Here is a 25262-nt window from a genome sequence, read left to right as displayed (position 1 = left end):
CTCGCGCTTCACGCGCAACGGCTCTGCCTTGCTGGTCAGTGACTTGCCCCCGTTCGGCTGCGAAGCAGTCGCAAAGCTTTTGGGGCCGCTTCGCGACCCAACGGGGGCAAGCCCCCTCGCCACAAAAGCCCCCCAGTCAAAACCCCCAGCCACAAAAGACATTCCTCGAATGACTTAGACAAACACAATTTCATACGGCAAACGCATGCGCTCCAGCAGTACCCGGGGCACTGACGGGGAGGCGCCGATTATCGGCTCACCGTCGAGTTGGCTGGCGTAGGCGTAGGTGGCATGGCTTTTACGCGCGACGGTCCAGGTGTCGAGGCGTACCTTGCGCGCGCGATGCCAGGGGATCAGCCCATGGTCACGTGTCGGCCAGTGCCAGGCCCAAACCGGTATTTCGTTGAGCGTCGCACCGACCAGCGCTGCGGCCCTGGCGCTGGCGCAGCCGACGGCGTCGTGGTCCAGGTGGCCGTCTTCGCGCCAGGTGGTGAACACCACATCGCCGGGGCGCAGGTAGCGGACGATGAATTGGGTCAGTTCAGACTCCCGTTCGGCCAGCCCGCTGTCGGTGAAGCCGGCGCGAATCCACTTCAGGCTGTGCATCGGCACTCCGAGCCGGCGCAAGGCTTCGACGCTTTCCTGGGGGCGGAATACGCTCAGGCGTTTCTGTGACCACTGTCGCGAACCAAAATGACTGTAGCTACCGTCGGTGATCGAGATCAATTGCAGAGGATGACCAAGGGCGCACAGCTGTTGCAGGAGGCCGCCGCAGGTCACCACTTCATCGCCAGGATGCGGCGCGATCACCACTGCGCGAGCGCCGGCCGGGACCAGGGTTTCGGTATCGATGACAGGGATGTTGTCCAGTTGCTGGGCGCTGTTCCAGATCTGCGCGGGCAGACCACTTTCGCTGATGGAAACCGTTTTCATAGGCGCTACGTCCTTGTTCTGTCTGGCCCTCAGTCGTGCGCAATGCTTGCGAGGGCGCAAGCCTGGCAGACCCGTGAAGGCGGGGTAAATAGCAATTGCAGCGCTCCGAACCCTGGATTGCCGCGGGCAGAGTATTGCTCATGGATCGCTATTCGTCGCCTCAGTCTTTGGTCTGATGCGGTTTTTTTAACCCAGGCTGTGTCAGGCTTCGCAAATAATCAGCGAAACCGTCCCTACGGATTTCATTACGGCTTGCCCCCGAGAGCCCCGTTCACTCTTCTTCTTCGCGCTGCAATTCGAACAGCAGCAGCGAGCGACCGGTGACCGAATATTGGTGACCGAACTCGAAGCGTTCCTGGCCCCGAATCGACGGTTGATTGGTGTCGATCATGCAGGTCCAGAAACCGCCGTCAGGCACTTCCGGGAGCAGGAAGTTGACGATGTCATGGTGGGCGTTAACCACCAGCAGCAGGGTCGCGTCACCGCCCTTGCGGCGAATGCCGGTTTCCTGGGCGCGACCATCGAGCAGCATGCCCAGGCAACGACCGTGGCCTTCTTCCCATTGTTCGATGGACATTTCGCTGCCGTCCGGGGCCAGCCAGGTCACGTCCTTGACGCCGATGTCTTCGTTGTAGTTGCCCACCAGGAAGCGCCCGCGACGCAGGATCGGATAGGCCAGGCGCAATTTGATCAGGCGTTTGACGAACTTGAGCAGGGCCTTGCCGTCTTCGCTCAGGTCCCAATTGACCCAACCGATCTCGCTGTCCTGGCAATAGGCATTGTTATTACCGTTCTGGGTGCGAGCGAATTCATCGCCAGCCACCAGCATTGGCGTGCCCTGGGACAGCAGCAACGTGGCGAAGAAGTTGCGCATTTGCCGCTGGCGCAGCTCATTGATCTCGGGATCGTCGGTGGGGCCTTCGACACCGTGGTTCCAGGACAGGTTGTTGTTGCTGCCGTCCTGATTATTCTCGTCGTTGGCTTCGTTGTGTTTGTCGTTGTACGACACCAGGTCGTTCAGGGTGAAACCGTCGTGGGCGGTGACGAAGTTAAGCGACGCATACGGCCGGCGCCCACGCTGGTTGAACATCTCACCGGAGGCGGTCATGCGGCTGGCGAAGTCGGCGAGTTGGCCGTCGTCGCCTTTCCAGAACGCCCGCACGGTGTCGCGGAATTTGTCGTTCCATTCGACCCAGCCCGGCGGGAAATTCCCGACCTGATAGCCGCCGGGGCCACAGTCCCAGGGCTCGGAAATCATCTTCACCTGGCGCAGCACCGGGTCTTGACGGCAGGCCACGAGAAAGCTGTGACGCTCGTCGAAACCGTCGTGATAACGGCCAAGAATGGTCGCCAGGTCGAAACGGAAGCCGTCCACGTGCATTTCCGTGGCCCAGTAACGCAGGGAGTCGGTGACCATTTGCAGCACGCACGGGTGACTCAGGTCCAGGGTGTTGCCGGTCCCGGAATCGTTGATGTAGTAGCGCTTGTCGTCGGGCATCAAGCGGTAGTAAGAGGCGTTGTCGATGCCGCGCATCGACAGGGTCGGGCCTTGTTCGTTGCCCTCGGCGGTGTGGTTGTAGACCACGTCGAGGATCACTTCCAGATTGGCCTCGTGCAGGTGCGCGACCATCTCCTTGAACTCGGCGATCTTGCCGCTGGCCAGGTAGCGCGGGTCCGGGGCAAAGAATGCAATGCTGTTGTAACCCCAGTAGTTGGTCATGCCTTTGTGCAGCAGATGCTGGTCATTGACGAAGGCATGAATCGGCAGCAATTCGACGGTCGATACACCGAGCTTGCGGATGTGTTCGAGCACGTCATCGACCATCAACCCGGCAAAGGTGCCACGCAGGTTCTCGGGGACGGAGGGGTGACGCATGCTGAAGCCGCGTACGTGTGTTTCATAAATGATCGTTTTGTCCCACGGCACGCTGACGCGATGGTCATGACCCCAGGTGTGAGCCGGGTCAATCACTTTGCATTTGGGCACGAAGGGCGCGCTGTCCCGTTCATCGAAACTGAGGTCGGCGTCAGGGTGGCCGATGGTGTAGCCGAACAACGCTTCAGACCATTTCAATCGACCGACCAATTGCTTGGCGTAGGGATCGATCAGCAGCTTGTTGGGGTTGAAACGATGACCATTGGCCGGGTCGTAAGGACCGTACACGCGATAGCCGTAGATCAACCCCGGGTGGGCGTCAGGCAAGTAGCCGTGGTAGATCTCGTCGGTGTATTCCGGTAACTCGATACGCTCGAGTTCCACCTCGCCGGAATCGTCGAAGATGCACAGTTCGACCTTGGTCGCGTTAGCTGAAAACAGCGCGAAATTGACCCCCAGGCCATCCCAGGTCGCGCCTAGCGGGAAGGGCAAGCCTTCACGGATTCGCGAAGCCTCGGCACGAGGTTCGGGCGCGGTTTTCTTTGGACTGCTCATAGTTGCTCCTGCATGGGGTGACGGTACTCGGCTGCGATGAACCGTGGCTCTGGTTTTTTTCGAGGGCGAGCGCGCCCTCGGTGGCGAGAGACACGCCACAAATCAAGCGAGGCAAGGCGATAAACGCGTCAGGTCGTTGGCGGTTTGCGCGCAGCGCGTGGCTTTTTCTCGACGTTTTTTTCGCCAAGCGGGGTCACTGTCGAAGCAGAGGGTTTGGCTTTGGCTTTGGCCTTGGTTTTGGGTTCGACGCCTTTGGCATTGAGCTTGCCGTCGGGCTTGCCGACCGCGGACTTGGCACCGATGCTTTTGCTGCCAGCTTTCGATGACTTGCCGGGCGCCAGCGCTTTGGCTTGGGCTTCAGCGTCGGCCAGTTTGCAGGCCATCTCCCAATGGCGTTTTTCCTGGCCCGTGGGTTTTCCTTCGGATTCCCAGATTTGATAGGCAAATTCGCGGATGCGTTTATCGTCGGTACTCATCGCAATGCTCCTGAACTGAACTCAAGCTTGGGTCGTTTGGATAAAGAGATTGACCGGGAAATTCCCCAGCGCGGTGCTGACCAACAGTTCCCTGTGTTTTGTGACTATGACGCTTGTAAAAAGTCCCTTCAGATTTTCTTCAGGGGCGGCGAACGGCAACTTTACCCGTGTATCGCCCCAGAGCGGCGCATCAATCTGTGGTTCGGCACTGTTTTCCAGCAGTTCGGCACAGCGTATCGGTACTACCACGATAGCCCGTTTTCCCTGCCATTCACGAGCAAACGCCAGTACCCGGTGAGCCTGGCTGCCAAGGACTTCAAGGGCTTGATAAGTCCCTTTTTGAAACAGCCCGGCATGCTCGGCACGCCGGTGTAACGTCTGGGTGATCAGGGTTTGCTTGATGCCCCCGTCACGCCAGTTCACCAACAGATCGGGCAGGTCCAACCGTAGGTTCATGGCCTGCTGACGGCTGGCGTAATCCACCGGCCGACGGTTGTCCGGATCGACCAGCGTGAAGTCCCAGAACTCGTTGCCCTGATAGAGGTCCGGTACTCCCGGCACGGTCATTCGCAGCAAGGTTTGCGCCAAGCCATTCAATGCACCCGGGGCGGCGATGCTCTGCGCCGCCGCACCGATGGCCGTGCGCAGTGGCTGGCCTTCGGGGCTGAGCAGCAAGCGTTCGAGAAACCCATGGGTCGCCTGTTCATACCCCTCGTTTGGCGCACTCCAGCTGCTTTGCAACTTGGCTTCGCGCAGGGCTTTCTGTTGCCACTGCCAGAGGCGCTCGGCGTAGTTCTCGAGCGCCACCTGATCATCGCTGCGCAGCTCCAGCGGCCAACTGCCGAGGATCGCTTGATAAAGAATCAGCTCGTCACCCGCCGAAGGCGCGCCGGGTTCAATGCGCAATTCATCGGCCAGGGTTCGCCAGTGTTCGACCTGTTCGGCATACCAGGCGCTGCGTTCGCTCAACACCGCCAGCCGCGCGCGGGTGTCTTCGCCGCGTTTGTGGTCGTGGGTCGCGGTGGCCAGCAGGTTGTCGGGGAACTCGGCGAGGCGATTGACGCAGGCAGCATGGAAGTCAGCTACCGGAGCGCTGAATTGCTCGGTGTTGTAGCCGACATCGTTGCGCGACAGCAGCACCGCCGAGCGATAAAGCGCGGTGTCTTCCACTGCCTTGGCCGCCGCCGGTGAGGTCAGTTGCTGGAAGCGCACGCAGGCATGCTTGAGCAGTTTGCGTGGGCGGCCCACCGGGTGTTTGCGCCAGGGTTGACCGCCGAGCCAGCCGGACAGGCAATCGAGCACGGGCCAGTCGGCCTCGCCGAGGGTTTGCCTTGCACCGTCCATGGCCTGCTGGAAAAACACCTCGTCCTGGGCGCAGTTTCGGCCCAGCGGGCTGATGTAAGTGCGATACACCGGGAAGTGCACGATCAGTTCCTGCAAGGCCCGACGAATCGCGCCGAGGGTCAGGTCCCGGGTCATCAGATCGTCCCGGGCCACTTGCAACAGAGCGTGGGCGACACTTTCGAAATCCCCTGCGAGGGAGCCGTTGAGAATCTGCTGGCGCGCCAGTTGCGCTTCCTGACGAAAATCGGCGGGCCGTTCGCTGTGCCGGCTCCAGAGTTCACCCAGGGGCTGGGCGCCTTCGGGGTCGTGTTGCAGCAATGACAACTGGTTCATGAATTCGTAACCGGTGCTGCCATCGACGGACCAGTCGCGGTGCAAGGTTTCACCTTCGCCAAGGATCTTTTCGACGTAGATCGGCAGGTGCCGATCCGGTGCCAGGCGATCGACTCGGCGCCGCAGTTTGCGGCAGTAACCACGCGGGTCGGCGAGGCCATCGATGTGATCGATGCGCAGCCCGTCGACAAGACCTTCGGCCACCAGCTCGAAGATTTTTGCATGAGTCGCCTCGAACACCGCCGGACGTTCGACGCGCAGGCCGCCCAGTTCATTGATATCGAAAAAGCGCCGCCAGTTGATGTCGTCCGCCGCGGTGCGCCAGCTGGCCAGGCGATAACTCTGGCGCTCCAGCAGGTTATGCAGGCGCTGGAAACCTTCGGGGGTGAGCGAGTCGTAGGTGCCGAGGGTGTGCTGGATGGCGTGAAGAATCGCCGGATCGCTGGCGAGTTCATGCAGCTCGGTTTTCAGCGCAATTGCCAGGCTGTGCGCGTCGGTCTGGTAACTCAAGGTACTGAAGCGGTCTGCCAGGGATTTGAGCTGCTCGACCTGCTCGGCATTCAATTGATCATCGGCCTTGAGCAATTCGCCGTAGTTGGCGGGGCAAATCGGGAAGTGATGTTCGTAGTGCTCGACATAAAAAGCGCCGCGCCGGGCATCGAAACGCAAGGGAAGGGTGCCGTCCTGCAAGGCGATGCCGTAATCGCTGCCCAAAAAAGGCAGCAGCAATTGGCCCTCCATCAACGGGTCGGGCGAGTGCCATTGAATGTCGAAGAACTCGCCGTAAGGGCTCAGTCGCCCCCATTCGAGCAAGTCGAGCCACCAAGGGTTGTCGCCACCGCCGACGGCCATGTGATTGGAGACAATGTCGAGGATCAGCCCCATGTTCTGTTCGCGCAATGCAGCGACTAAACGGCGCAACGCAGCTTCGCCACCCAGTTCAGGGTTGACCGTGGTCGGGTCCACCACGTCGTAGCCATGCATGGACCCTGCGCGGGCGGCGAGCAGCGGCGAGGCATAGACGTGGCTGATGCCCAGGCTGGCGAAGTACGGCACCAGCGGCACCGCCTGATCCAGGGTGAAACCTTTATGAAACTGCAGCCGCAGAGTCGCCCGCAGCGGTTGGTTGAACGGTTGATTCATTGGTCACGCTCGGCCGCCTGAAGTCGCGCACAGGCGAGCAGTTCCAGGCGCCGGGCGGCGTCCGGATCATCGAGCAGGGCTTCGCTGTCGCCGGGTAGCCTGCGCGACCAGTTGGGATGGGTGTCGGTGGTGCCGGGCAGGTTGGCCTGCTGTTCGATACCCAAGGCATCTTCCATTGGCAACAGTACCAGCGGCGCGCGGGTATGGCCGAGGAAGCGGATCGCGGCGTCGAGCACCTGATCGGTTTCGTGGGACTCTTCGCGGAAATTCTGCGGGTCCTGGCTCAGCACCCGGCGCAAACCTTCGCGCTCGCGTTCACGGTGTTGGCGCCATTCGATTTCCCCTGGGGCGTCGACCAGATTCAAGCGCGCGCTCCAATCGATATCGCGGCCATGCCACCAGCCATTGAGCGTCGGCAGGTCGTGGGTGCTGGTGGTTGCCAGGGCGTTGTCCGGCCATTCGAGAATCGACTTGAAGTGAGTGTTGTCCTGTTCGAACAGCAGCACGCGCATGCCGAGAATCGAGCGCGCGATGAGTTTCTCGCGCAGCCCCTCGGGCACGGTGCCGAGGTCTTCGCCGAGGACGATGGCCTGATGTCGATGGGATTCGAGGGTCAGCAAGCGCAGCAGGTCGTCCACCGGGTAATAGAGGTAGGCACCGTCGCGGGGTTGTGCGTCGTTGGGGATCACCCACAGTCGTTGCAGCCCCATGACGTGATCGATACGCAGGCCGCCGGCATGGGCGAAGTTGGCCCGCAGCATTTCGATGAACGCGCGAAAGCCGTTGCGCACCAGGCCTTCGGGGGAGAACGCGGAAATACCCCAGCCCTGGCCGGAACGGTTGAGGATGTCCGGTGGCGCACCCACGGTCAGCGAGGTGAGCAATTCGTCCTGACGACTCCAGGCCTGGCTGCCGCCGCCGTCGGCGCCCACCGCCAGGTCGGCAATCAGGCCGATGCCCATGCCGGCACCGCGGGCGGCGGCTTGGGCGCGTTCCAGGCTGCGCGCAATCAGCCATTGGCAGAACGCGTAGTAGCCGATGCGGGTCGAGTTTTCTTCGGCAAAATGCGCCAGGGCGGTGCTGCGCGGGTCACGCCATTGTTCGGGCCACTCGCGCCAGTCGAGGCTTTCACCGTCCCGCGCACGGACTTCCTGGATGGCTTCGAAGCGGCAATGATTTTCCAGCGCTTCGCCACCGGCATGGCGGAAGCTGCTGAAATCCGGGTGCAAGGGGTGTTCGCCGTGGGTGAATCCTTCATACAAGGCTTCAAGCAAGCGATGCTTGGCTTCGGCGGCGGTGGGCCAGTCGATCAGCGGCAGTGCTTCAAGGTGCTTGAGCTCAGCGGCAAGGCCGGTGGCGTCGATCGCGGTGCGCAGGGCACGCTCACCGAGAATCGCACCGGGCGCCGCGTACAGGCTATTGAGGAACAAGCGGCTGGAGGGCGAGTAAGGGCTGTAACGCTGGGTGTCGCCGCTGAACATCGCATGCAGCGGGCTGATCGCCAACGCTTCGGCGCCTCGTTCCCCGGCCACCCGGGCCAGATCTTCGAGGGCCTGGGTATCGCCGAAACCGCCATCGCCGGGACGGCGCAGCGAGTACAGCTGCACGCTCAGGCCCCAGGCGCGGGGGTTTTTACTATCAACCGCGTCGCCGACGCTGTAGCAGCGCTGGGGTGCCACCGCCAGGGTGAAGGATTGATCATCGATGCTGACGTGCTGATAACCCACCGGCACCAGCCCGGGCAACACAGCGTTGTCATCGAGCTTCAAGTTGATCCGTGAGCCGTCTTCGAGATGGATTTCACATGGGGTTTGCGGTTCGAAGTAATGGGCCAGGTCCAGGCCGACGCCCACATCGCAGGTCAACAGCGGTGGCAGGTGCCGGGTTTGTTGCACTTCCTGCAATTGCAGCAGGCTGGCGTCGATCTCCTGGGCAGTATTGGCGGGATGGCCAAGCCCGCTGAGCACCGAGCGCAACACCGCCGGGGTCACTTTCTGTGGACGGCCATTGGCATCGATCCAGTCGACGGCCAGGCCTGCTCGGCTGGCCAGTATTTCCAGTTGCGCATTGCTCATGGGCGCTCTCCATCCGGGGGTAGCAAAGGGGCTGCGGCCGTGAGGCTGACTAGCGCGCAATACGGGGCAAGTGTGCCCTGATTCAACAGACCGGCCGATTGTGGCGGGTGTTCGAACAGCAACGTCGCGTCGGCCTGTGGGGTGTGGACCACGGGTGCATCGCTGAGGTTCAGGTCAATGCGCAACTGACTGCCATCGCCCAACCGCCAGCGCGCCGTCACCGCGCCCGCGGCCAGTACCTGCGCCCCCAGCGCCTGGGCGCCGGGCAGGTGCGGGATGATGTGTTGATGGCGGATCTTCAACAGTTGGCGATACAGCTCATAAACCGGCGATTGGCGGCTGGCGCTCAGTTTCGGCCGTGAAGCTTCGAAGGTCTGCGTCGCGTTCGGGTCGGGAATCTGCTCGCGTTTGTGCGGATCGGCAAAGGCGCTGAACGCTGCGAACTCATTGCGTCGTCCTTCGCGCACCAACTCCGCCAATTCACCATGGTGGCTGGTGAAGAATAGAAACGGTTGCTCGACGGCGAATTCGTCGCCCATGAACATCAGTGGGATCATCGGCGACAACAGCAGCAACGCGGTGGCGGCGTAAAGGGCATCAGGATGGGCCAACTGATGCAGACGCTCGCCAAAGGCGCGATTGCCGATCTGGTCGTGGTTCTGCAGGAACAGCACGAAGGCCGTGGGCGGCAAGTGACCGCTCGGCTCACCGCGTGCCGTACCGTGGCGGGTGATGTGGCCCTGAAACACGAAGCCCTGGCTCAGGCAACGGGCGAGCTGTTCGGTGGGCTGCCGGGCATAGTCGGCGTAATAGGCATCGGTTTCACCCGTGAGCAGAACGTGCAGGGCGTTATGGCCGTCGTCGTTCCATTGCGCGTCGAAACCTTGTTCCAGCAGGCTGGCCTGGTTGTGTTCGTTTTCCGCCATGAGCCACACGTGTCGCGCCGGATCGGTTTGCCGCCGCACCCGTTGCGCCAGCTCCTGAAGAAAGTCCGGGTCTTCGATGGCATGCACCGCGTCCAGGCGCAGGCCGTCGAAGCGGTACTCCAGCAACCACATCAGCGCGTTGTCGATAAAGAAGTCGCGCACCTCGCGCCGCCGGAAGTCGATCGCCGCACCCCACGGGGTGTGTTTGTCTTCGCGGAAAAAGCCTTTGGCGTAGCGATGAAGGTAATTGCCGTCGGGGCCGAAGTGGTTGTAGACCACGTCGAGAATCACTGCCAGGCCATGGCCGTGGGCCGTGTCGATCAGGTGTTTGAGTTGTTCGGGCGAGCCGTAGGAGGCTTGAGGCGCATAAAGCAAAACCCCGTCATAGCCCCAGTTACGTTCGCCGGGGAACTGCGCCAGCGGCATCAGTTCGATGGCGGTAATCCCCAACTCAACCAGGTGCGCCAGGTGTTGTTCGACCTCGCTGAAGCCGCCGAGTGCACCGACGTGCAATTCGTAGATCACCGCCTCATTCCACGGTCGACCTTGCCAGGCGCTGTGTTGCCATCGATAGGCGAGGGGATCGACCACCACGCTGTGGCTGTCGATATCGCCCACCTGGGCGCGGGAGGCCGGGTCCGGCACCGTAAGCTCGCCATCGATGTTGTAGCGGTAGCGGGTACCCGCGGGGCAGCGGGTCTTGATCACAAACCAGCCATCGGCCTGAGGCAGCAGTGGCAGGGATTGTCCATCTTCCAGTTCGAGACTGACAAAAAACGCATCTGGCGCCCACAAGGCAAAACGCGTGTGTTCTGCGTCCAGCATGATTGCGCCGTGGGGCCAGGTCTCAAGGGTCCGTAACGGCATCGTTGAAAGCCTCTTACTGTTTGCCCGATTTTCCCAGCGCTTTAGCCACCAGTTGTTCGTAGAGTTCGGCGTAGGGTTCGACTGCCTTGCACCAGTTGAACGGCGCCGCCATGGCTCGGCAACGCATCGCGTTGAGCAGGCCGGGGAAGGCGAACACCTTGAACGCGCGGCTCAGGGCTTCGCGATAACTTTCCACCGTGGATTCGTCGAAGAGGAAACCGGTCACGCCGTTTTCGATGGTGTCGGCCAGGCCGCCGGTATTGCGGGCCACCGGCAATGAACCGAAGCGCTGGGCGTACATCTGGCTCAGGCCGCAGGGTTCATAACGCGAAGGCATCAGCAGGAAATCGCTGCCGGCGAACATCCGGCGGGCGTCGGTTTCATTGAAGCCGATGTGCACGCCGACTTGCCCGGGGAAGCGCAACGCCAGTTCACGCATGGCTTGTTCTTCTTCCGGTTCGCCACGGCCGATGATCGCGATTTGCCCGCCGTTGTCGACAATGTATTCGGCCACTGCTTCGGTCAGGTCCAGGCCTTTCTGGTAGACCAGCCGCGAGACCACGGCGAACAGCGGACCTTCGGAGTCGTCGAGGTCGAACAGCCGGCGAACATGCGCCGCGTTGACTGCTTTGCCGTCCCAGTCGCCGATGCCGAACGGGTGGAACAGGTGCGGATCGGTCGCTGCATCCCAGCTTTCATCGATGCCATTGGGAATCCCGCTGAGCAAGCCTTGCTGGGTCTTGGCGGCGAGAAAACCGTCGAGACCGCAGCCAAAGGCCGGCGTGGTGATTTCCTGGGCATAGGTCGCGCTGACGGTGGTGATGTGGCTCGAGTAGGCCATGCCGGCCTTTAGGAACGACATCTTGCCGTAAAACTCCATGCCTTCCTGTTGCAAGGCATGCATGGGGATACCGAGTTCCGGGCACGAGCCGAGGCTGGTGACACCTTGGTACGCCAGGTTGTGAATGGTGAAAAGGGTCGGGGTGCGTTGGCCACGCCAGTGCATATAGGCCGGCGCCAGGCCCGCGGGCCAGTCGTGGGCGTGCACCAGGTCCGGGCACCAGTGAATTTGGGCGAGGTTGGCGGCGATATCGGCTGCTGCGAGGCCCAGTCGGGCGAAACGAATGTGGTTGTCCGGCCAGTCGCGGCCGTTGTTGGCGCCGTAAGGTGAACCTTCGCGCTCGTACAATTCAGGGCAGATCAACACGTAAATGACCAGGCCATCGGGCATGTCCATGCGCCCGATCTTGCAGGGCGGCAACGCTGCGTGCCCGCCCAGTTCACCGATGATATGAATCGGGTTTTCGCTGTTCATCACTTGCGGATAACCGGGGATTAGCACACGCACATCGTGCAGATGCGCCATCGCCCGGGGCAGTGCGGCGGAAACGTCGCCAAGACCTCCGGTCTTTACCAGGTCGGCAATCTCCGAGGTGACGAACAGGACTCTCTTCTTGTTGGGATTCTGACTGACTACCGGTGCCAGTGTCTTGGGGACCGGCGCTTTGACCGATTTGGCATTGAGGACACCGACGGTGCTCGTTTCCCCGACCTGCTGATGAGCACGTTCTCCCTGGATATCTAAAGCCGCACTGATCATATGAATCTCCCGTGTTGTTGATCTAATTCTAGGCCTGGCACAAACGGTGTTCGTGGCCAAATCCTGTGGCCGGGCGCAAACGCGCTACGCATCGGTGAGCAAGTGCTGCCCATGCGCTGAAGCAGAATGGGTGAAGTGGCTGTTGCAAGGAATGCACCAGTCGCTGTGGCCCTACCTTTAACCTGACACGAGGCCAGCACCAAAAGTTTCTATTTTTTTCACCGAATGACCAGCCGGTTTTACTCCGCGAAAATCAGTCTAGGCCAGAACTTAGAGCGGGGGCGGCCAACGGGTGAAATTGTTCGACAATCGGTCAAAAGAGGGTACAGGCATAGCGCTTTGCGGGGAGGCGCACCGACGAAGGGCAGGTTTATTTTCTGGTGCGGGTCAAATCGGGACCAGGAAGTTCTGGCGATGGGCACGGAGGGGTAGGTGTTTGCACCGTTGTGGTGCGTGAAATTTAGGGGGAGGTGGTGGGTTTGAGGGCCTCATCGCGAGCAGGCTCGCTCCCACATTTGGATCTGCTTCGTCACACATTCTGTGTACACCCAAGATCCAATGTGGGAGCGAGCCTGCTCGCGATGAACGATAACTCGGTTTCAGCCCAGCAGCCGGATCGGCGCTCCCGCCGCCCAAGCTTGAATGTCCTCGATCATTTGCGAAAAGAACAGTTGGTAGTTCTGCCGGCTGACATACCCGATATGCGGCGTGGCCAGCACATTGTCCAGCGTTCTGAAAGGATGATGGCGGGGTAACGGTTCGTGCTCGAACACATCCAGCGCCGCGCCCGCCAAGCGTTTTTTTTGAAGAGCCTTGATCAATGCCGACTCATCGACAATGGGCCCGCGGGCAGTGTTGACCAACCATGCCGTGGGTTTCATCCAGTCCAGTGCCTGAGTGTCAACCAACCCTCGGCTGCGCTCGCTGAGCACCAGATGGACCGACAGCACATCGGCCTGCTCGAACAGTTCCTGTTTGCTGACATAGGTGACGTCGACCTCGGCAGCCCGTTCGGCGGTCAGGTTTTCGCTCCAGGCAATCACCCGCATGCCGAACACCTGCCCGAACCGGGCTACCCGTTGACCAATGCTGCCCAGACCGAGAATCGCCAAGGTCTTGCCCTGCAGGTCGCCGCCCAATCCTTGTTGCCATTGACCGGCGCGCAAGGCGTTGGCTTCGGCCACCAGGTTGCGGGTGGCGGCCATGATCAGCGCCCAGGTCAGTTCGGGGGCGGCGTGTTTGTAGCTGTCGGTGCCGCACACCTGAATGCCCAGCGCGGCGGCGGCTTTCAGGTCCAGGGCGGCGTTGCGCATGCCGCCGGTGACCAGCAGCTTGAGTGTGGGCAAGCGGCGCAGCAGGTCTTCATCGAACCGGGTGCGCTCGCGCATCACGCAGATCACCTCGAATGCGCCGAGCCGTTCGGCCAGGGTTTCGTTGTCGGCCGGGTAGTCATGGATAAAACTCACCTGGCCGATGCTGTCCAGCACCGACCAGTCCACCACATCGCGAGCCACGTCCTGCCAATCATCGATCACCGCAATCTGCACCGCCATCAGCCTTACCTCATCAACGAACGGGATTTGTTTTGTTTAGCCAGTCGAGTAAAGCCTGATGGAATTTGGCCGGTTCCTCCATCTGCGGCGCGTGGCCAAGGCCCGGGAATTCAATCAGTGTCGACCGGGGAATCAGTTTCGCCACTTGCTTGCCGAGTACGTCGTAATGACCGATTTTCGCCTTGACCTCGGGCGGTGCGATGTTCTTGTTGATGGCCGTGGTGTCGCGGGTGCCAATCAGCAGCAGGGTCGGCACTTTCAGGTCCTTGAACTCGTAGTACACCGGTTGGGTGAAGATCATGTCGTAAATCAGCGCCGAGTTCCAAGCCACCGCTGTTTTGCCTGGCCCTTTGGCCAGGCCCGCGTACATGTTCACCCAACGATCAAACTCCGGCTTCCAGCGGCCATCGTAATAGGTGTTGCGTTGGTAGTCGTGGATACCCTGCGCCGTGACTTTCAGCTCGCGCTCATACCATTGATCAACCGTGAGATAGGGCACGCCAAGGGCCTTCCAGTCTTCCAGGCCGATTGGATTGACCAGCGCCAATTGTTCGACTTGATCGGGGTATTGCAACGCATAGCGGGTCGCGAGCATGCCGCCGGTGGAGTGGCCGAGCAGGGTGGCCTTCTGGATGCCCAGGGTTTTGAGCAGTTGCTGGGTGTTGGATGCCAGTTGCTGGAAAGTGTATTGATAGTGGTCCGGTTTGCTGGAGGTGCAAAAACCGATCTGGTCCGGCGCGATGACCCGGTAACCGGCCTCGCTCAGCGCCTTGATCGAGCTGTCCCAGGTCGCGCCGCAGAAGTTTTTGCCGTGCATCAGCACCACGCTGCGTCCATTGACCTTGCCTTGGGCGGCAACGTCCATGTAACCCATCTGCAGGGGTTTGCCTTGGGACTCAAAGTCGAAGTACTTGATCGTGTAGGGGTAATCGAAGCCCTGAAGTTGCGGGCCGTATTCCGGCGTTTCGGCCTGGTTCTGGTTCTGGTTCTGGTTCTGGGCGTGAGCGAGAACGGGCAGAGCCGCTGTCAGCAGCAGGCCGGGTAACCAGCGGGAGAGGATGGGGGACATGGGTAAAGCTCCACGGGAAATCCGCCGATGCTGGACTGGCATGATTAGGGTGACATTAAACATAGGTCATGGCCGCAATGCCGAGCGAAATCCATGTGGGAGCGGGCTTGCTCGCGAAGGTGGTGTGCCAGACAACATTAATGTCGACTGACACTCCCTCTTCGCGAGCAAGCCCGCTCCCACAGGTTCCGCGCCGCCATGGCCCTGATCATTCAACCCATCCATCCCAGCGTAGCCACGGCCAACACACCATAGCGGGCGCCCTTGGCGAGTGTCACGATCACCAGGAAACGCCCCAGCGGTTCGCGCATGACGCCAGCCACCAGCGTCAGTGGATCGCCGATGATGGGCACCCAACTGAGTAGCAACGACCAATGGCCATAACGCTGGTAGTGCTTTTGGGCTTGCTCGAGATGGCGAGGGCTGACCGGAAACCAGCGCCGCTCGCGAAACCGCTCGATGCCGCGCCCCAGCCACCAGTTCAGCAACGAGCCCAGCACATTGCCCAGCGTAGCGACTGCCAACAACGACCAGAGCCAATCCTGATTGCTGAGCAACAACCCCACCAGCACTGCTTCGGATTGCAGTGGCAGCAGCGTCGCGGCACCGAACGCCGCGAGAAACAGCCCGATGTAGGCGCCGAACATCAATGGGCGGGGTAGTCCGCCACCACCACGTCAGTGCCGTCCTTTTTCAAACCGATCACTTGATAGGCATCACTCATGCCGTCCATTTCCATGCCGGGCGAGCCCATGGGCATGCCGGGTGCGGCAACCCCCAACAAATCGTCACGCTTGCTCAAGGCCAGTACTTGATCGGCCGGCACGTGGCCTTCGACGAATTTGCCGTTGATAAGGCCGGTGTGACACGACGCGAGCCGAGGTGGCACACCGTGTTGTTGCTTGAATTGGCTCATGTCGGCTTCAACATGGTCTGCGACCTTAAAACCGTTGGCTTCCAGATGGCTGACCCATTTTTTGCAGCAACCGCAGTTGGCATCGCGATGAACTTCGATGGGAATCAGCTCAGCAGCCTGGGCCAGGGAAGAGATGAAAAGGGCGCTCAGGGCGGCCAGACGCAGGTGGGTTCGCATGGGGATCTCGTCTCGGGTTGTGGCCAAAAAGATGCATTTTGACCATTTTCTCTCGCGAAGAGGAGGCGGATTGTTTCGAAGTAATACAGCATGAGTAACGCATTGTGGCGAGGGAGCTTGCTTGCGCTTGGCTGCGAAGCAGTCGCAAAACCAGACGCTCGTATTCGATCCGGATCCCCACGTTGGCAGATTCGGGGCCGCTGCGCCCCAGCGGGAGCAAGCTCCCTCGCCACAGGTACGATGTTTCTCTGACTGGCATCAGCGCAAGCCCCTCACCGAAGGGCATGCCTTGCTTTTGCGATCAACGAACCTTGAAACGCCCCATGATCGCGCTCACCCGGTTATTGGCTTCCAGCAGTTGCTGAGTGTTGAGCTCACTGGCCTGGCCGCTTTTCACCAGCTCATCGACCATATGGCGGATCTGCACCATGCTGCGATTGATCTCTTCGGTCACGGCGCTTTGCTGCTCGGCGGCGGTGGCGATCTGGGTACTCAGACTGTTGATGTGGCTGACGGAGCCGGCCATTTCATCCAGGCCGGAGTTGACCCGGGCCGTGGCGTCGGCAGCCGACTGACAGCTGACCTGGGTGTTTTCCATGGCGCTGACCGACGAACTCACGCCTTGGGTCAGGCGGGTTAGCATTTCGTTGATTTCCGAAGTGCTGGCCTGGGTGCGGGCGGCGAGGGCGCGGACTTCGTCGGCGACCACCGCGAACCCGCGGCCTTGCTCACCGGCCCGGGCTGCTTCGATCGCGGCGTTCAGTGCCAGCAAATTGGTTTGCCCGGCGATGGCGCCAATCACCCCGAGAATTTCGGTGATGCGTTGGGCGTCCTGTTGCATGTTTTCGACTTTATGGGTGGCACTTGCTACTTCATCGATCAACGCCACCACACTGCTCGACGCTTCGCCGACCACCACGCGGGAGCGATCCGCGTGCTCGTTGGCGCGTTGCGTGAAAGCGGCGGTTTCGGCGGCGTTCTGCGCGACGCTGTCGGCGGTCGAACTCATCTCGGTAATGGCGGTGACGGTCTGATCGGTTTCCGAAGCATGACGCACCAGAATCTGGCTGGTGTGAGCGGAAGTCCGTTGCAGATTCTCCAGGCTCGACGCCATTGCGCCCGTCGCCTGAGTAACTTCGCCGATCATATTCTGCAAGTAGGCGATAAAGGTGTTGACCGAATGACCGATGGCGCCGAGTTCGTCTTCGGCGCGGATGGTGATGCGCTTGGTCAGGTCGGCATCACCCGTGGACAAGGCGTCGATATTGGCTTTCAGGGCTTTCATGCGCTGGATCAGTTGGCGGATGGCATAGACCTGCAGCAACACCAGCAGAATCACCATCGGAATCTGCAACAGGCTCAACGTGTTGAGCACATCGTCACGCTGGGCCGTGATCAGTGTGGTCGGCAGGGCGGTGGCGAGGAACCACGGCGTACCTTCGATCGGGCGCATGAAGAAGGTGCTGGTTTCGCCGTTGTTATCGAACTCGACCCGTTGCAGCGATTGGTCCCGCTGTGCCAGCCCGGCCTTGACCTGAGCGGCAAACGGCGACTGGCCGGCCAGTTCAGCGATGTTTTTCAATACGATCGGCCCGCTGATTCGCGAGCTGTTGCTGATGATCTTGCCATCGGCCTCGACGATCAGCATCTCGGCACCCAGGTCTTTTTCCTTGCGCGCCACCAAGTCATTGAAGAAGCCTAGTGTCACGTCAATGGTCGAGACACCGTACGCCGCGCCATTTTTCTGAATGGCCATGGCGCAGTTGGTGCGCGGTTCGGCGCTGGCGTCATCTTTATAGGCAGCGGCCCAGGCACATTGGCCGCGCGGAGTCTGCATACCGCCCTTGTACCAGGTCTGGTCGTAATAGTTGGGCGCGGCGTCGCTGTTCCAGAACGTATTGACCGCCAGTTTTCCCGAGGCATCGCGGTGCCAGAAGGTGCTGAACTTATTGCGCCCGGCTTCGCGCTGACCGGGCAATGGCCAGATCCCGCCACCGAAGACTTTCAGTTCACCGTACTGATCAACCAGGCCCGGCAGAACCGTGTCGATGGCGGCGCTGTCGAGCAGGGGAATGGTTTGAGTGATGCTGCGCTGCTGGGCTTGCACCTTGTTCAGTTCACCCTGGATCTGCTCGGCCACTTCGGCGATGCGATTGAGGGCTACCTGTTCTTCGGTATGACGCAGTTTTGGCGCGACCAGCTGACTGATGCCAACCACGGTCAGGACGGATAAAAGCAGGATGAACAGGACCAGAAACAGCGTGTAGCGAGCCTGAATGGTACGAAATGCGGGCATGGGACCGGTCCTTGTGCAGCGTTTTTATTATGGGGGTGTGGGTTTGAAAATCGGGGCATCGAAAGGGTATCGGCTCACGAATGTCGAGCTTTAGGTACGATCGTGCAAGATTTGCCTGGGGTGACGAACGGCGGGAAGGGACGTGTCCATATCGATACAAACAAACTAACCAAGACGTGCATAAGGGCTTGATTAGTTATCTGCGCCAATATCGAAAAGTTCGTATTGGCCAATGAAACAAGGGGCTTTTTGGTATGTGTCGTAAATGTACAAGAATTGTAAAAAGCGGAAATATTTGTTGGTGACGCTGAAGCGTGCATCGATACTCGCCCGCACTTAACTCGGATAAACAAGGAACTTTTATGGTCGCCTCACAAGGACGTCTGTGTGTTTTGGATGATCGGCATCCCGTCACGCAGTCGGGAGCCCGGTCATGACAATCGGCTATACAGGCGCATGGACGAGCAAGGCAGGTTTACTGGTCAAGGATACCGGCAGCGGCAAGCCTGTTACCCACAGCGCCAGGGTCAAGCAGATGCTGGCATTGGTGGGAAGCAATCCCAATGCGCTGAATACGGCGAAAATGGATGAACAGAAACTGCACAGGAACATCAAGGGCTTCGATCCGGAAAATGTATCCGCCAAGCAACTGGGCAATCTCAGTGCCTTCTTGAGAGGCAAAGGCCTGATTTCCGATATTATTTCGATGACCTTGCTTAATGCCGGTGACAAGTTTGATCGTTTTGGCGTACAGAAAGACCCGGATGCGAAGTTCAATGCGCTGGAGTATTTCGCCACGCAACTGGACACCATTCAGAACAACAGTATCAAGGGTGACAAGTACGCCGTTGGCCTGATCCCTGAATACAAGACGGCGATCTACGTACTGCAGAACTTGCAAGCTTACGGCAAGGGCAACGGTACGACGGTTCCTAATGACAAGGGCGTTAACGCCAAGGCGTGATGTTTGGCAGCGCTGGCCCGCTCTAACCATCGAACGGGCCGGGCACCTGTTATCGGTCAAGCAACTTCATGACTTCTTCCGGATAACGCAGCCCTGCCGTGGCATTGGCCGGGAATATCGCTTCCAGGGCCTGCAACTCTTCGCGGCTCAGCTTCACGTCCAGCGCGGCCACATTTTCTTCCAGGTATTTACGCTGTTTGGTGCCTGGAATCGGGATCAGGTAATCCCCTTGGGCCAAGACCCACGCCAACGCCAGTTGTCCCGCCGTCACACCTTTGTCAGTGGCCAGGGTCTGCACTTGCTGCACCAGCAACAGGTTTTTAGCGAAGTTTTCCCCTTGAAAGCGTGGACTGAAGCGACGGTAGTCGTCGGCTGCGAAATCATCCGGACTTCTTAGAGCACCGGTCAAAAAGCCCCGGCCCAACGGACTGTAAGGCACAAAAGCAACACCCAGACGCTGGCAAGCTGCCAGGCAGCCGTTCTCCTCTTGGTCGCGGCTCCATAGCGAGTATTCACTTTGCAGTGCGCTGATCGGGTGAACCTTGTTCGCTCGCTCCAGCGTGGCGGCCGATGCTTCACTCAATCCCAGGTAACGCACCTTGCCGGCCTTCACCAGTTCTGCCATGGCGCCGACGGTTTCCTCGATGGCCACCTGCGGATCGATGCGGTGCTGGTAATACAAATCCAGGGTCTCCACACCAAGACGTTTGAGGGTGCCTATTACCCGCGTTGCGTGCGGCTGCTGGCGGATCTGGAGGAAACCGAAGCGGTGTTTTCCGCTGCTCGCCAAAACCCCAAAGGTCTGCTGCGAGTGGATATGCCTGCGGGAGTGGGACGTTTGATCGTGATTCCGGCATTGCCGCAATTCACTGCCCGGTATCCCTTGATCGAACTGGAAATCGGGTTGAATGACCGGCCAGTGGATCTGATCCGCGAAGGTGTCGATTGCGTGTTACGGGGTGGCTCGGCCCTGGACGATTCTCTGGTGGCAAGGCCGCTGGTCATGATGGACCAGGTCACCTGCGCGAGCCCGCAATATTTGCAACGTCACGGAACGCCTCAGTGTCTGGCCGATCTCGACGGCCACCAGATGGTGGAGTATTTCTCCAGCAGCACCAGCAAGCGTTACGGGCTGGAGTTTGTGGTTGATGGTCAGGTGCAGCCGATCGATCTGCCCAAACAGGTTTCGGTCAACAGCGCCGATGGATATCTCGCCGCTTGCGAAGCGGGCTATGGTCTGGTCCAGACCCCGTATTATCACGTCGCCCGACAACTGGACGAAGGCCGTTTGTGTGAAGTGCTAAAGGCAGTGCCGCCACCGGCGTTTCCGTTGACGGCGCTCTATCCACCGCACCGCCAGTTGTCTCGACGGGTGAGGGTGTTTGTCGATTGGCTGGTGGAGCTTTGCGCGCAGCCGAGCGGTGACTTTTATAGAAAACACTCAAGCGGCTGAGCGGGAACCGATACGGGCGTTGACGTACCGGTGGGGTCTCGTGGCATTTGCGTTTTGCTGTAAGTCGTCATGCAATCGTTGCATGTGCGCGCAGTGCAGGTTGAGGGGGCGAGACTGGACGCCTCGATGAAACAGGGCGAACCAGCCATTATCATCTGGCGTGGGCATCAAGCCGGTGAAGGCGAAGCCCAGAGCCGAAAAACTCAGCATGTCCCGGGCAAAGTGCCGGGACAGTTCCAGCCGTGCCGAGATCAGCCAGTGCTGGGGTAATTGGCTGATCTGCTCAAGCAAACGTCTGTTCAAACGCTGAATGACAATGTCGAACCGATGCTGATGTTGTTTGATTTGCAACGGCATCGCGGGTCGTGACGCCTTGTCCTGGCAGGTTCCGAACACCGAGCACAGGTGCTGCATGAATGCTCGGCAGCTTTCAGGCCAGGGGATATCGGGGAGCGGGCGCGTGTGTCCTTCGATCATGTGACTGCCCATCACGATGGTTTCCGGGAGCGATTCACCGAATGGCGAAGGGACGTAATCGGGAAGCAGTCCAGTGCTGTGAAAACCGATATTCTCTGCCATGCGTTGAGTGTAGGGATGGTGGGTCACTTGCTTGATCGATACGCTCCGGATCCCCAGAGAACCCGACAACATCAATAACTCTCGGCTCAGGCGCGTCGCGATATGCTGTCCCTGGGCGACGGGATGCACCACGCTGAGGGCCAGTTCCGCGGTATTCGAAGCCGTGTCGTGGCACAACGCGGCATGCCCGAGTACGCGAGCGTCATCCACGGCCAGCATGGATTGCCAACGGCCTTCGGTGTTGTGCTGACTGATCATGTCCGGCAGGTAAACATCCGGCTGAGCGTAAAGATCGCCGTAGACCTCTCGAAACAACCGGCTCACGGCATCTGCGTCGCAAGGACGGTAGGGGCGAAGTATCAACCGGGTCATTGCGCGGGCTCCTGCGAGCAAACGTCATACACTCGCAAATCCCGCACTCGCAATTGTTTGCCCGAGCGAGGGTGAAGCTGCAGGTCTGTGGCTGCGCAGGAAAGTACTCGAAACTCCAGCAGACCCTCGCAGCTCAGGTCGTCGATGGCAGGGTAGTGGGCAAGCAAAGCTTCACGCAATGCGCGCAGTACCGGCTCGACGGTTTGTGACTGAGGTTCGGGCACCCACTTCACGCTCAACAGATCCTTGGAGCCGGTCTGTTCGATCAGCAATTGCCATTGCTCGCTGTGCGCTATGCGCTGAATGATCTCGTGTATTTCTTCGGTAAACAGCGACAGCACGCCGACTCGTACCCGCTGACTGTGGGCGCTACGCCCCTTTAGGGCGAATTTACGCCTCGGGGTTGCGGTCGGCTCACGCCAACATGCACGGTCGCCCACCGGGTACCGCAGCAGCGGCATGAGCCGGCGTGTCAGATTGGTCTGCACTAGCATTCCGATACGATCGCATTCTTCAATCACTTCACCGGTGTGTTCATCGATGATTTGCAGCAAGGTTTGCTGTTCGAATACCCGATGCTCGCCCAATGCGCAGTCGCGAGTGCTGGCCCCTATGAGCCCGGCGTCTACGCTGGCGTAGCCGATAGAGGCAATACGGGCGTTGGGGAATACTTCACCGAGGATTGCCAGCTGCGGGGCAAACAGGCTTTCGCCGCCATACAGCAGCGTCTCGACCCCGCACAGCACACGCCGATGCTGCGTCAGGTAGGCCGCGAATCGAAGCAACTGTGCGGGCACCCCGGCCAGAACATTGATTCGATGTCGTGCGATCGCATCCGCCAGTACGTCCGGTTCGATGTCTCCGGTAAACGGAAACTCACAGATGGATCGTCCGACATGGGCCAGGGAATCGTGGACAAACAGAAAACTGGCGTAGAGATCCCCTGAAAAGAACAGATTGGCGACGCGGTCGCCATTGTTCAATTGAGAAGAGAGACTGTTTCCGAATGTACTGACCAGTGTTTGCCATTCCTCGTAGGAGTAAACTGCAAGTTTTCCCTGGCTGGTCGAACCTCCGGTTTTAAACACCAACGCATCATCAACATTTCCCGTCAAGACCGACCAATGATTCAAGTCATTGCTGCCGGTCCAATAGTTGGTCACATTGGTTAACGGTAAATCTTTTAAAGTAATACCTGTGGTGGGTAAATGTTTCAGATGCGCGCTGTAGTAGTTTGAGTGTTGTCGTACAAAAGACACGAGTTGTTCGAGCGAATGAATTGATTTCACTGGATTCTCTTTCTAATCAGGCATTTTGGTTTGAAAAGCACGGCCGTTGAAACGTTCTGTTTTTATATTCTTCGATCGACAATCAGTGGGACTTTTCCGCTGTGCTTGTTTTGTATGAATTCATGTTCAGCACATGCGATTACTTCAACAACTAACAGGGCAGCGGCTATGGCATTTGCCAATGCTTCATGGGTCAGCAATTTTTCTCGTACCCAAGTGATATCGGCATCCGTTCGAACTTGCATTCGTTCGACGCCACTGGCGGTGTAATCCAGAACAACTTGAATGGGGACTCCTACGCTGTGTTCCAGCGCCGAAGGTGAGATGAACTCCGTGCCAATTCGCACCAGTTTGCCGTGCCGCTGCAGCAGTTCGAATCGCGGCGTTTCCAGTCCACAAGGGCAGGCTCCGGGGAGCCAGCGGCCGGTATCGCCGATGTCATATCGGTGAACGCGCTGACCTTGCCGGGCGCGGGAGGTAAATAGCAGACGGCCGATCTCATTGGCTTGCACCGGCACATCCTGTTCGAACTGAACGATCTCCAGATACTGGGTTTCGCACATCAAGTGAAACACGCCGTCTGCGGTAGCCCGGCAGGCATGACCCAGTGGGCCTGCATCGACGGATCCGTAGAGAGCAGAACGAATCGTCGACACTGCGCAACTTTCCATCAAGCTTCGACTGGCCTCGCCCGGATGCTCGCCGCCAAGGAGTACTTTGCCAATACCGGCATAGTCGCGAAGTCGGGCCTGCTCCTTGAAAAACAGGCGATGCAGCGTACTGGGCATGCCAATCAGCACGGTGACTCGTTGCTCCACGATCAGTCGGGCGATTTCGCTGAAGTCGTCGTCCTGGGGAGCCCCCATAGGCAAATGTGCAACGCCCATCTGTTCAAGAATGCTCGAAAAGCTGAAAAAACCACCGTACAGGTTCCCGCCATAGAACAGGTTCATCACCCGGTCCTGTGACGGATCGAGCCCGACAGCGAACATGCCATCAGCCGCGGCGCGCATTTGTCGTTGGAAGTCTCGGTAGCTGAAACCTGCCAGTGCCGGAGTGCCGCTGCTACCGCCGGAGCGAAAATACAGCTGTGCCGTGGGGCTGATCGGCTGGGTCGTGAAGGTGTCTTTGTCCATGATCGGGCCACGGGCTGTGTCAGGGGCAGGCGGCACCGGGTCGAGCGTTGAGCGGCCAATCGAGACATCAGCGGCCAGGCTCACTGAGAGGCGGCGACTCAGACGCGACAGCGCATAAACACCATCGTGAGGCTCGCCAGCGTAGCCATCATGAATCGTCTCGCAAGGAGCAATGCGAGTGACGCCGGCGTTGACCAGTGTACGAACAAGCTCGGGTGTCCCTGCCGGGGAGGCTATCAGTGCGCAGCTTTGCAGGACGTTTCGCCAGGGCAACAGTGATTCGGCAAGCAAGTGCTGTGGGACTGGCTTGAGCAGTACTGTACGAAACAGCGGCGATGGCGCGAGCGTCTGATGATGCTCCCAGATGACACGCCACCCGGAGCCGGTCCACACCTGGCCGGTCTGATGGGTAAAGCACTGATCAAGCTGCGCCATGGCAGTGCGTGTGGTGATTTCCGAAGCTTCCTGATCTGTCGGCATTAGCGCCGGCCACTGTGGGGCGCGACGTTTGAAGGCTTCGGCCAGACGCTCTCCGAGGTCGTGCAGGACCGCCGGATCGTTGCTGTCCACCAACACCCATTGAGGGCTGGAGCACGCTTGTTGATCCAGTCGACAGACTTCATCTGCCAAGGCATCGAGCGCGGCGGGCTCTGCCGCTTCAGGTGACAGATAGGCGAAGCTGATCTTGTGCCCCCAATCGATCCAGCGGCATCCCGCAGGAATCTGCTGACGAATCGCCTTGAGCGCTGCTACACCACCCCAGGCCGATACTCCGTCTGCCGTGGCGCAAAGTTGAGCTATCCGTGAGGTGTCAACCGGCAGAACTGCTACGAACTCGGCCAGCCTGCCGCTGCTGTCGCATTGCACAAGGGCGGCCAGCAACTGTGCGGTCAACCCCTGATCGCTGGCACTGGGGCGCAACCAGTTGATATTGCCGGCCAGCAGGCTTTCGAGTATTGCGCAGAACGCCAGTAACGGCGCATTGCCTGGGGTGATATGCACCACCAAGCCTAATGGATGCCAGCTTTCGAAACATGGCTGTCGATAGTCGATACGTCGCAGCGAACGCGGTTGCAGGCCCAGCTCTCGCTCAAGTTTTGTGTTCAGGTTGCTGCGCTGGCAGAAATCGATCAGCCCCTGATATTGCTCATCGTCAAGGGGCAGATCCTGGCTACGAGATTGCAACTTCGTGGCGAAGCGGACAGCAGACTCGATAACGGTCTCACTATCGATCGGTGAAGAAAGCAGCCGAGGCAATGGTTTCTTAAGGAGTTCGAGGGCACTTTCCGGGGTGATGTCATCACGCAACTGGCCATTGATCAGGTACATA

Annotated in this window: 17 protein-coding genes and 1 pseudogene; 2 read left to right on the top strand and 16 right to left on the bottom strand. The window is 59.7% G+C overall.

Annotated features, from left to right (window positions below; genetic code table 11):
- Positions 1-174: 174 nt before the first annotated feature.
- The 12 genes from ACQKPC_RS21435 to ACQKPC_RS21380 form a co-directional block, all read right to left on the bottom strand.
- Entirely contained in the window at positions 175-933 is a 759-nt protein-coding gene (locus ACQKPC_RS21435; RefSeq protein WP_427626178.1) for a PIG-L deacetylase family protein, read from the bottom strand.
- A gap of 271 nt (positions 934-1204) precedes the next feature.
- Complete coding sequence (glgX, locus tag ACQKPC_RS21430; RefSeq protein WP_427626177.1) at positions 1205-3364, bottom strand: glycogen debranching protein GlgX; 2160 nt, start codon at positions 3362-3364, stop codon at positions 1205-1207.
- A gap of 128 nt (positions 3365-3492) precedes the next feature.
- A complete protein-coding gene (locus ACQKPC_RS21425) occupies positions 3493-3840 on the bottom strand; it encodes a DUF2934 domain-containing protein (RefSeq protein ID WP_008069174.1) in 348 nt (115 codons plus the stop codon).
- A 21-nt stretch (positions 3841-3861) separates the two neighbouring features.
- The gene (locus ACQKPC_RS21420) at positions 3862-6660 is read right to left on the bottom strand and encodes a malto-oligosyltrehalose synthase (protein ID WP_427626176.1); all 2799 of its coding nucleotides are present in this window, start codon (positions 6658-6660) and stop codon (positions 3862-3864) included.
- The gene (gene malQ, locus ACQKPC_RS21415) at positions 6657-8735 is read right to left on the bottom strand and encodes a 4-alpha-glucanotransferase (protein ID WP_427626175.1); all 2079 of its coding nucleotides are present in this window, start codon (positions 8733-8735) and stop codon (positions 6657-6659) included. Before malQ ends, ACQKPC_RS21420 begins: the two co-directional genes overlap by 4 nt.
- Positions 8732-10528, bottom strand: a complete 1797-nt coding sequence (gene treZ / locus ACQKPC_RS21410; RefSeq protein WP_427626174.1) for a malto-oligosyltrehalose trehalohydrolase — start codon at positions 10526-10528, stop codon at positions 8732-8734. Before treZ ends, malQ begins: the two co-directional genes overlap by 4 nt.
- Positions 10529-10541: 13 nt before the next feature.
- The gene (gene glgA / locus ACQKPC_RS21405; RefSeq protein ID WP_427626173.1) at positions 10542-12128 is read right to left on the bottom strand and encodes a glycogen synthase GlgA; all 1587 of its coding nucleotides are present in this window, start codon (positions 12126-12128) and stop codon (positions 10542-10544) included.
- A gap of 599 nt (positions 12129-12727) precedes the next feature.
- The gene (locus tag ACQKPC_RS21400) at positions 12728-13681 is read right to left on the bottom strand and encodes a D-2-hydroxyacid dehydrogenase family protein (RefSeq protein ID WP_427626172.1); all 954 of its coding nucleotides are present in this window, start codon (positions 13679-13681) and stop codon (positions 12728-12730) included.
- A gap of 13 nt (positions 13682-13694) precedes the next feature.
- Positions 13695-14750, bottom strand: coding sequence for an alpha/beta fold hydrolase (locus tag ACQKPC_RS21395; RefSeq protein WP_427626171.1), 1056 nt, complete (start codon positions 14748-14750; stop codon positions 13695-13697).
- A gap of 212 nt (positions 14751-14962) precedes the next feature.
- On the bottom strand, positions 14963-15397 hold the full coding sequence (locus ACQKPC_RS21390) for a YqaA family protein (protein WP_008069184.1): 435 nt from the start codon (positions 15395-15397) through the stop codon (positions 14963-14965).
- A complete protein-coding gene (locus tag ACQKPC_RS21385) occupies positions 15397-15843 on the bottom strand; it encodes a DUF411 domain-containing protein (protein ID WP_008069185.1) in 447 nt (148 codons plus the stop codon). Before ACQKPC_RS21385 ends, ACQKPC_RS21390 begins: the two co-directional genes overlap by 1 nt.
- Positions 15844-16144: 301 nt before the next feature.
- Complete coding sequence (locus tag ACQKPC_RS21380) at positions 16145-18139, bottom strand: methyl-accepting chemotaxis protein (RefSeq protein ID WP_427626170.1); 1995 nt, start codon at positions 18137-18139, stop codon at positions 16145-16147.
- Positions 18140-18572: 433 nt separating this feature from the next.
- Here ACQKPC_RS21380 and ACQKPC_RS21375 point away from each other — a divergent pair, with 433 nt between their 5' ends.
- Positions 18573-19103: a hypothetical protein gene (locus ACQKPC_RS21375; RefSeq protein ID WP_427626169.1), complete on the top strand. Its 531-nt coding sequence runs from the start codon at positions 18573-18575 to the stop codon at positions 19101-19103.
- A 49-nt stretch (positions 19104-19152) separates the two neighbouring features.
- On the opposite strand, the pseudogene ACQKPC_RS21370 reads toward ACQKPC_RS21375, so the two are convergent.
- Positions 19153-19821: pseudogene (locus ACQKPC_RS21370) on the bottom strand (aldo/keto reductase); the annotation flags it as partial.
- Between ACQKPC_RS21370 and ACQKPC_RS21365 the strand changes: the two are divergent.
- The gene (locus ACQKPC_RS21365) at positions 19771-20556 is read left to right on the top strand and encodes a LysR substrate-binding domain-containing protein (RefSeq protein WP_427626168.1); all 786 of its coding nucleotides are present in this window, start codon (positions 19771-19773) and stop codon (positions 20554-20556) included. The pseudogene ACQKPC_RS21370 and the gene ACQKPC_RS21365 overlap by 51 nt on opposite strands.
- Here the strand turns inward: ACQKPC_RS21365 and ACQKPC_RS21360 are convergent.
- The 3 genes from ACQKPC_RS21360 to ACQKPC_RS21350 form a co-directional block, all read right to left on the bottom strand.
- Positions 20545-21507, bottom strand: coding sequence for a GNAT family N-acetyltransferase (locus ACQKPC_RS21360; RefSeq protein ID WP_427626167.1), 963 nt, complete (start codon positions 21505-21507; stop codon positions 20545-20547). The genes ACQKPC_RS21365 and ACQKPC_RS21360 overlap by 12 nt on opposite strands.
- Complete coding sequence (locus ACQKPC_RS21355) at positions 21504-22796, bottom strand: phenylacetate--CoA ligase family protein (RefSeq protein WP_427626166.1); 1293 nt, start codon at positions 22794-22796, stop codon at positions 21504-21506. The genes ACQKPC_RS21360 and ACQKPC_RS21355 overlap by 4 nt, the downstream gene beginning before the upstream one ends.
- A 62-nt stretch (positions 22797-22858) precedes the next feature.
- Positions 22859-25261: an aldehyde dehydrogenase family protein gene (locus ACQKPC_RS21350; protein WP_427626165.1), complete on the bottom strand. Its 2403-nt coding sequence runs from the start codon at positions 25259-25261 to the stop codon at positions 22859-22861.
- Position 25262: the final 1 nt, after the last annotated feature.

The sequence above is a fragment of the Pseudomonas sp. NPDC089918 genome, assembly GCF_050280605.1.
Lineage (GTDB): Bacteria > Pseudomonadota > Gammaproteobacteria > Pseudomonadales > Pseudomonadaceae > Aquipseudomonas.
This window is presented reverse-complemented; position numbering and strand designations above follow the sequence as displayed.

Excerpts from the sequence above, each read along its gene's own strand:
- ACQKPC_RS21435 (WP_427626178.1), bottom strand. The coding sequence starts at position 933 with ATGAAAACGGTTTCCATCAGCGAAAGTGGTCTGCCCGCGCAGATCTGG.
- glgX (WP_427626177.1), bottom strand. The coding sequence starts at position 3,364 with ATGAGCAGTCCAAAGAAAACCGCGCCCGAACCTCGTGCCGAGGCTTCG.
- ACQKPC_RS21425 (WP_008069174.1), bottom strand. The coding sequence starts at position 3,840 with ATGAGTACCGACGATAAACGCATCCGCGAATTTGCCTATCAAATCTGG.
- ACQKPC_RS21420 (WP_427626176.1), bottom strand. The coding sequence starts at position 6,660 with ATGAATCAACCGTTCAACCAACCGCTGCGGGCGACTCTGCGGCTGCAG.
- malQ (WP_427626175.1), bottom strand. The coding sequence starts at position 8,735 with ATGAGCAATGCGCAACTGGAAATACTGGCCAGCCGAGCAGGCCTGGCC.
- treZ (WP_427626174.1), bottom strand. The coding sequence starts at position 10,528 with ATGCCGTTACGGACCCTTGAGACCTGGCCCCACGGCGCAATCATGCTG.
- glgA (WP_427626173.1), bottom strand. The coding sequence starts at position 12,128 with ATGATCAGTGCGGCTTTAGATATCCAGGGAGAACGTGCTCATCAGCAG.
- ACQKPC_RS21400 (WP_427626172.1), bottom strand. The coding sequence starts at position 13,681 with ATGGCGGTGCAGATTGCGGTGATCGATGATTGGCAGGACGTGGCTCGC.
- ACQKPC_RS21395 (WP_427626171.1), bottom strand. The coding sequence starts at position 14,750 with ATGTCCCCCATCCTCTCCCGCTGGTTACCCGGCCTGCTGCTGACAGCG.
- ACQKPC_RS21390 (WP_008069184.1), bottom strand. The coding sequence starts at position 15,397 with ATGTTCGGCGCCTACATCGGGCTGTTTCTCGCGGCGTTCGGTGCCGCG.
- ACQKPC_RS21385 (WP_008069185.1), bottom strand. The coding sequence starts at position 15,843 with ATGCGAACCCACCTGCGTCTGGCCGCCCTGAGCGCCCTTTTCATCTCT.
- ACQKPC_RS21380 (WP_427626170.1), bottom strand. The coding sequence starts at position 18,139 with ATGCCCGCATTTCGTACCATTCAGGCTCGCTACACGCTGTTTCTGGTC.
- ACQKPC_RS21375 (WP_427626169.1), top strand. The coding sequence starts at position 18,573 with ATGACAATCGGCTATACAGGCGCATGGACGAGCAAGGCAGGTTTACTG.
- ACQKPC_RS21360 (WP_427626167.1), bottom strand. The coding sequence starts at position 21,507 with ATGACCCGGTTGATACTTCGCCCCTACCGTCCTTGCGACGCAGATGCC.
- ACQKPC_RS21350 (WP_427626165.1), bottom strand. The coding sequence starts at position 25,261 with ATGTACCTGATCAATGGCCAGTTGCGTGATGACATCACCCCGGAAAGT.